This is a genomic window from Desulfobacter curvatus DSM 3379, from assembly GCF_000373985.1.
Lineage (GTDB): Bacteria > Desulfobacterota > Desulfobacteria > Desulfobacterales > Desulfobacteraceae > Desulfobacter > Desulfobacter curvatus.
Genome location: NZ_KB892931.1, coordinates 1 through 6,979 on the forward strand (window position 1 = coordinate 1; position 6,979 = coordinate 6,979).

The following is a 6,979-nucleotide window of genomic DNA, read 5'->3' on the forward strand; positions in this document are numbered from 1 at the left end:
CGACCACACTGGCTTATCACAGCGTTTTCTCCTCAAATGTAACGTTTCGATTGGTGGGTGAACTCACACACATCCACGTTACATTATCAAAAGACCTGCAGAGTGTCTATTATAATTTTGCGACAAAATAATTTTAGATGTCGCTCCGCCCCCCTGATATCATTGATAATAAATTTTGATGCGTCAGCGCTGGGTCCACTATAAGTTTTGCTCGTATTAAGGCAGCTAAGCTCAAAGAAGTACAGCAAAAGATCCTTGATGCTGATACTGCACTTTTGGAATATTCATTGCATAGAGGGGTGTCTTATGTTTGGGCCGTCACCCAGGATGATTACACCGTAATTTCAATACCATTTGGAGGAATAGAAATTCGTCAACTTGTTAGCAAATTACGTGAAGAACTAATTAACCGTAACGAATCTTACAAGGAAAACGCTTTCAAACTTTACACCTTGTTAGTCGCGCCGGTCGAACGCTGGATTCAAAACAAACGAAATTTGCTCATCGTGCCCGATGACTCCCTTCATATGTTGCCTTTTCAAGTACTCTTAACCGATCCAGATCAATCCTGCAGTCAAAGTGTTCTTCCATATCTCGTTTTTAAACACGCCATAGCTTACGCTCCTTCAGCCGCAATTTTTGAGAATCTTGATGCCACTCGACCGATGGAGAATTCCAAGCGGCGGAGCCTTATAGCTTTCGCTCCTGGTGAGTTCAAAAGCGAGAACGAGAACTGGCAACGACTGTCGGCGCTTCCGGCATCAATCGACGAAGTACGTAACATAGAAGCATTTTTTAAGCCGGGGCAGGCAGTTGTAAAAATTTATAATGAAGCAACAAAACGCGCTGTATTATCGGAGAGACTGAGCGATTTCAGATTTGTACATTTTGCGACACACGCTCATTTCGATGATGCTGACCCGAATGGGCCTGGCATTGTTTTCTATGGAGGAGACGATTCAGAAGTACTGTTGCAAACGGCTGAACTTGCGGAACTCGAACTTGATGCTGATCTAATTGTCCTTAGTGCCTGCAATACGGCCATGGGGAAATTAACAGCCGGGGAAGGAATGCTCGGGCTTGTTCGGGCATCCTTTTGCGCTGGTGCGCGAACGGTTTGCGCCAGTTCATGGGAGGTAGAAGATACTGCTACGTCAATCCTTATGGCTAATTTATATGATAATTTAGTTGTCAAAGGCCTAACGAAAGCAGAGGCGTTGCGGACATCTCAGCTGCAACTTATCTGCAAGGAGCAGTGGTCGTCGCCTTGGTTTTGGGGAGCCTTTGTTATGGTTGGGGGATGGAAGTAGGTATGGTAGATACAAGGTGAGAGTATAAAGGGCAAGTGACTGGATACACTAACTAACAAATAAAATCGAGCTGCACAGTATATGTGAATGTCAAACAAGGCTAAATCAGCCGACGAAAAACAAGCACGAGGTTAATTTACGACGTTAAAATCGCTTATTTTTACAAATTTTGAGGAACAGGGAACCCCGCAATTTGTCTATAATTTCGGACTGATAGCATTGACAATAAAGGCGTTGACTACTTTCGCTATTTCTGACTGCTTGGGGATCCAGGGCGGTCAACTTTGATACCATAATTGCTCGCCTTAAAACCACTTGAATTTTGCTGATTAAATTTCCAAAAGGTTACTGATTTTAAATAATAGTATCTTTTAACAGGAAGTTATAAGATAAGAACAATATTCTTACGATACTATACTTATCTCGAAAACTCGATCTTTTAGCAATGGTGCTTTTAAAAGCCGAAAAAATTGTTTCGATATATTTGTCATAAAAGAAATTCTTATGTTTTTCCTCTAAAAATTCACAACGTTTCAATATATCTGGCAAACAATCTTGCCAATAAGAGACAACCTCTGGATAAATATTTTGCCAATTTTTATTTAATAAATTAATTTTATGAATTACATCATTTTTATCGCTGATTGTAGTTATTTCAAGTAGTAGTTTTATTAGTTCGTTTTTATGGGTCTCTTTAATTAGTCCTTTTTTGTCGGTCCCGTTAATTAGTTCTTGCGAATACCGAAGCATATGTATAGTAGATCTTTGTAACGTAGCCCCTTTGAATGAGTCATGAAAATCGTACTGGACATTTTTGGGATTTTGTACAATTATCGTTCGGATACTCTTCACTCCTCTTTCCCTTAGATCCTCAAAAATGATTTGATAGATATTTTTTGCTTCCTTTTCATCTTTTAGCCAAAATCCAAGGATATTTTTGCTCATGTCAGGATTTAGTCCAATACAGTAATACAGATGTGATAGAATTTTTTTCGAGTATATTTCAAATGGAATTTGGATTGTATCAATAAATACCCCTGTATATTTTGCATTTAATTTTGCAACTTTAAATTTTTCGATTTCCTCGTCAACTTGATGAAGTATCTTACTGACAGCACTGTTCGTTACAGGAAATTCGTATCGACTCTTTAATTGCTCATATATGTCCTCACTTTCAACTCCTCTTGAATAAAGTTTCAAAATTTGATAGTCAATTCCGGATATTCTAAGGTTTTGATTCAAAAACAAGAAATCATCCTGACTTTTATCTGATAATAAAGAATTCACTACTGCGATACTCTTGATTGAACTGTGCCGTTTAAAATTATATGGATCGATCCATTTATCGACCCTCAATTCTATACGGTGCCCGTCTGGGTTTTCTTTTTGGTGTGTTTCTTTTCGGCTTACTTTAAAAATATAATCCATATAGTCTTTAAGAAAAATCATATCATCATCATATTCATCTTCTCTTTGGACAATAAAAAAAGATGTTATTGCTTCAGTGTTTAATAGCTCAGTTAGGGTTGGCCAAAATAGTTTTGATTGGTGTACTGTTGGTAAAAAGAATTTTGAGGATTCTATTTCATCTATTATAACTCTTGAAATAGGTCTCCCTTCTCTTTTGGCCTCACGTATATTGGCCCAAATACCATCAATAATTTGTTCTGGGGTTATGTCAGAACCAGGCGTAAAATGACGAATTTTTTTATTCGGTATGATTTGCCATTTTTTGTATATTTTATTATATCCTCTCATCATTTGTTCATATTTTCTTCCAGAGGTCCTAAAAGTAACAACAAGAATAGTCTCACGGAGTAGTGAAATATTGGAATAAGTATTGTTGCTTGTGTCGTCAATCAAGGTATCTTTCGTTCCAACAATCTGGTATAAAAACGCTATCTTTTCACTTCTGGCATTTCCATAAAGCAGTGTTGAACTCTTTTCTAAGATTCCAGGAAATTTTAGCTGGTATTTTATTTCAATAGGGAATTGAATTATTTTTTTTTCACTCACAGTACTACGCACTCTATTTCGTAATCCACTGAGTACCGCATCTAAAGAAGGATAGATTACTAAACCAGTACCATCCGATATTCTGAAAGGGTGTTTCCCAAATTGATAGTTTTGATTCCGTGCTTTTAAAATTTCGAAATATCGAGAATTCGAGGAGGTTGTGACTTCAATGGCAACATCACATAGATACGGTAACATGTTAAATTGAGGATCGTTTTGTTCACTTAATATAATCCCTAAATATTTATTTTTTTTTATGTTATCGATGATTTCTCTGGCCCGAATTCGTTTCATAATGTTAGGTACTATGAACTTGAAAAGACCACCGTTATCAAAATCCATTGAATTTATACTATCAAGGGTAATAGCTTTATATTTCCATTCTAATTTATCAGCTTGCAGGCTCAAAGCTCTAATAATAGAAATTATTTTAGCCCTGCTATCATCTCTTGGAATTTTAAAAAGAACAAGAACCCCTTTTTTAATTTCGAGATTTCTATCGAGTTTCGAGAATTCTTTTTTATAATTAGACGAGTCCACCTCAATTATGTCATAATGATCGTAATTTGTTAATCCAAATGAATGTAACCGATCAACTAGGATAGAATGATCTTCTTCAAAAGTTAAATATAATGAAAATCCGCCATAAAAAGCAATTTCTACCATCCTTTGAAGTGCATATGTAGTTTTTCCAGAACCGGGTAGGCCGGCAACGCTAACGGCTTTCCCTTCATTTAAGTAAGGTAACAGGCCACCTCTAAAAATGAAGTTTAAACCTCTAATATAAGAATAGGAACCAAAGCTTCGTGACTGGAAATAATTGTATTCTAGTGGATGAAGTGCATCTATACAAGTTATTCCTCTAACAAATCTAAAAACCAATTTTTTATTAGATGGTGTTTGTATTGATTGGTAGATTTCTTTTTTTATCCAAGCAGTTCTGACTCTTAAAGCCTTGCATAATCTGAATAATAAAAATACGCCAAGTGCTTGAGATTTTGACATTTTAATCTCACTTTGGTCATAAAGATTATTTAGGATATCAAATACTTTAGAGACAATAACTTTAGGCTGAATAGAAGCTGAGCGAGTTGTTTTAAAGTCCGAATGAGCAACTTGTGATTTGCCATAAAATGAGCGGTTAAAGTATGTTACAATTTTGCTGAATCCAATTTTAGTCTCATCACAATAACAAATATTGAATTGCTTTTTAATCCACCTTTGTATGTAATGCTCAGCGGTGTATTCATTTAATCGGTTGTGTTTTATAAGTAAATCAGTGATAATACTAATGATATTTATAGGTTCATTAGTAAAATGTACAGGGAGCTTTTTTTTAAAATCAATTTTAATATTTTTTCTACGAGGAATTTTATAACGAAAAGAGACCCAGCCATAGCTCACATCACTTTTATACAAAGTAAACCTTCTAGAAAGTTTATATTCTCCTTCAAAATTCAAATAAGGCTTTATATCTTGATGAAAATTCTCAAATGTAGGTTCAGTAGTGTTGTCTTTTTCCAACTGATTGGAGGAAAAACCTAACCACTGAGCTATGAGTAATTTATAATTATCTCGTCTCTTAGGAATAATTCCTACCTCAAGACAAGAAAATAGAAGATATGGCATATTATTTTGAGTCTGTTTTTTACGCTCGATAATAGAAAATAGCTTTTCGTAAGATTGTTCGAAAAGCTCTTGATAACCAGTCCCACCTTTTTTGAAAATGATGTCCTTAGCAATCCGGTAGTTGTAATATTCAGCTATAAAAAAAAGCGTTGTAAAACACTCCACCATAGCTTTGGAATTTGTAATATTGATTTTTTTTATGATTCCAACCCTTTTTTAATTTGTAATCGATATATGATGCTAAAAAACTACTTGTAACCATTTCTATTGAAGGCTTTTCTTGAGATTTTTAATTGATGATTAATATTTTTTTCATCGTTGTTCCATTTTAATTTTTTGTATACAATAAAGCCTATAATTAAAAGGCTATACAGGGCAGAAAAGATAAAAAATAAGTAGTGTATAAAATCGCTCATCCCAAAGTTAGCTTTCTGTTTTGAATATTTTGTATTTAATATAAATGGTCGTAGTAACTGAATTTATAACAAAAAGGCACTGATCTATATAATAAAATTTGCTTGGTTGCTTAATGATTTGAAAAGCGAAGGCGCAAAGAAAAATAGTTAGTATAATTAAAATTATGAGATTCAATACTGCAACAAACTTAAAGCTATCTTCTACCAAAACATTTTGACTTGTAAAGGCTATTATGTCTGTGATAATAAAAACTAATAACACTAATGAAAAATTTAGTAGCTCGCCGGTACTCATCGCTACACAGAAAGACTCTTTTAGACCCATCTCACTAATAAAGTTGTAAAACCATGTTAAGTGAAAGTATACAGGACCGATTAAGATTAAACAAATCGCGAATAATATGGTTTTAGAAATAAGAGACATTATGGTGCGCCTTAAAAAAAATAATTCAGTCCTCAAGTAGTTTCCGTAGGAAAAAAGTTTCTTTTACCAAATTTATACAGAAACTAAGTATAGACTCTTCTTAATAAAAATGACCATTTCGTAATGTACTTTCAAGAAAATACACATATTTAAAAGGTTTTTATTTGTCAAGTGATTTTTTGAATGATTTTAAATAACCTTAACTATAATACCCTGTAATTTATACAGGCTTTTCAATTTTTATTGTGAGTTGAGTTTGGGTGGCTACAAGACTACTCCAACCAGTGAAGAGATATAAAAAGATGAATTTCGAGCCGCTCTGATCCTGTTGACTGTGTCTATGACCAGTCGCTATTGATCAAATTCCTTTGACCACAATATCTGGTGCCTGGCTTTATATGGGGCTAATACCATTGGTGGCCTACTAATACCAATCTTTTAGGATGACTATCAGTCCAGATGAGCTACCAAAGATTTAAAATTTTCATCAATCGTACCGGGATGATATTTCGTATGACCTATAAGCTTCCATTCTCCATTGATTTTGTTCCAGGTAAAATACCGGATAGATTTCTTTACATACTTACCTCTTCCGACAAAAAGAGATTTTACAACAACACCGCCAGGAAAAACATCCATTGACTGAGTATTAACTGAGAGAGAAACATGCCACATCTTCAAGTTTGAAAATTGCTGTCTCTTTCGGTCCTCAAACTTTTTCGGTGTAAACCTCCCACCAGGTAAATCAATAAGAGCATTTGTAGAATAAAAATCAGAAAAATTATGGGCATCATACTTTTTGTACTTCTCATAGAACGCGTTTGTTACGAGCAAAACCTCTTCCCGGACAACGCTCAAATTGCTAAGATCCAAATCAGTGATAGTTGGATTGATTGGGATTTTAGGTGATTTGTTTGAAGTACACGCCGTTAGTGTCCCTCCGGTAAGCCTGCATGAATTCAATCTCCGCAGCTGATATAACGGTCCCATCAATATTTTAAGGAGGGACCCATGAATAAAACAAAACTGACGGACACACAGTATTCAGCACTGGAAAAGGTGGCACAGCAGTTTACAGCCTGGAGAGAAACGCGGACAAAAAGAGGACGTATTCCGGATTCGTTATGGTCTGCGGCTGTGGATCTTTTTCATTCTTATGGCCTGAGTATAAATAAGATTGCACA

Annotated in this window: 3 protein-coding genes; 1 reads left to right on the forward strand and 2 read right to left on the reverse strand. The window is 35.1% G+C overall.

Annotated elements, in window-relative coordinates; translation table 11 throughout:
* Positions 1-287: 287 nt before the first annotated feature.
* Complete coding sequence (locus tag B147_RS0104085; RefSeq protein ID WP_020585970.1) at positions 288-1,310, forward strand: CHAT domain-containing protein; 1,023 nt, start codon at positions 288-290, stop codon at positions 1,308-1,310.
* Between the two features lie 354 nt (positions 1,311-1,664).
* On the opposite strand, the gene B147_RS0104090 is transcribed toward B147_RS0104085, so the two are convergent.
* Together B147_RS0104090 and B147_RS0104100 are read right to left on the reverse strand one after the other, a co-directional pair.
* Positions 1,665-5,123 carry a transposase gene (locus B147_RS0104090; RefSeq protein ID WP_020585971.1) on the reverse strand — a complete coding sequence of 1,153 codons (3,459 nt, stop codon included), beginning with the start codon at positions 5,121-5,123 and terminating at the stop codon, positions 1,665-1,667.
* Between the two features lie 1,122 nt (positions 5,124-6,245).
* Positions 6,246-6,629: a hypothetical protein gene (locus B147_RS0104100; RefSeq protein WP_157237767.1), complete on the reverse strand. Its 384-nt coding sequence runs from the start codon at positions 6,627-6,629 to the stop codon at positions 6,246-6,248.
* Positions 6,630-6,979: the final 350 nt, after the last annotated feature.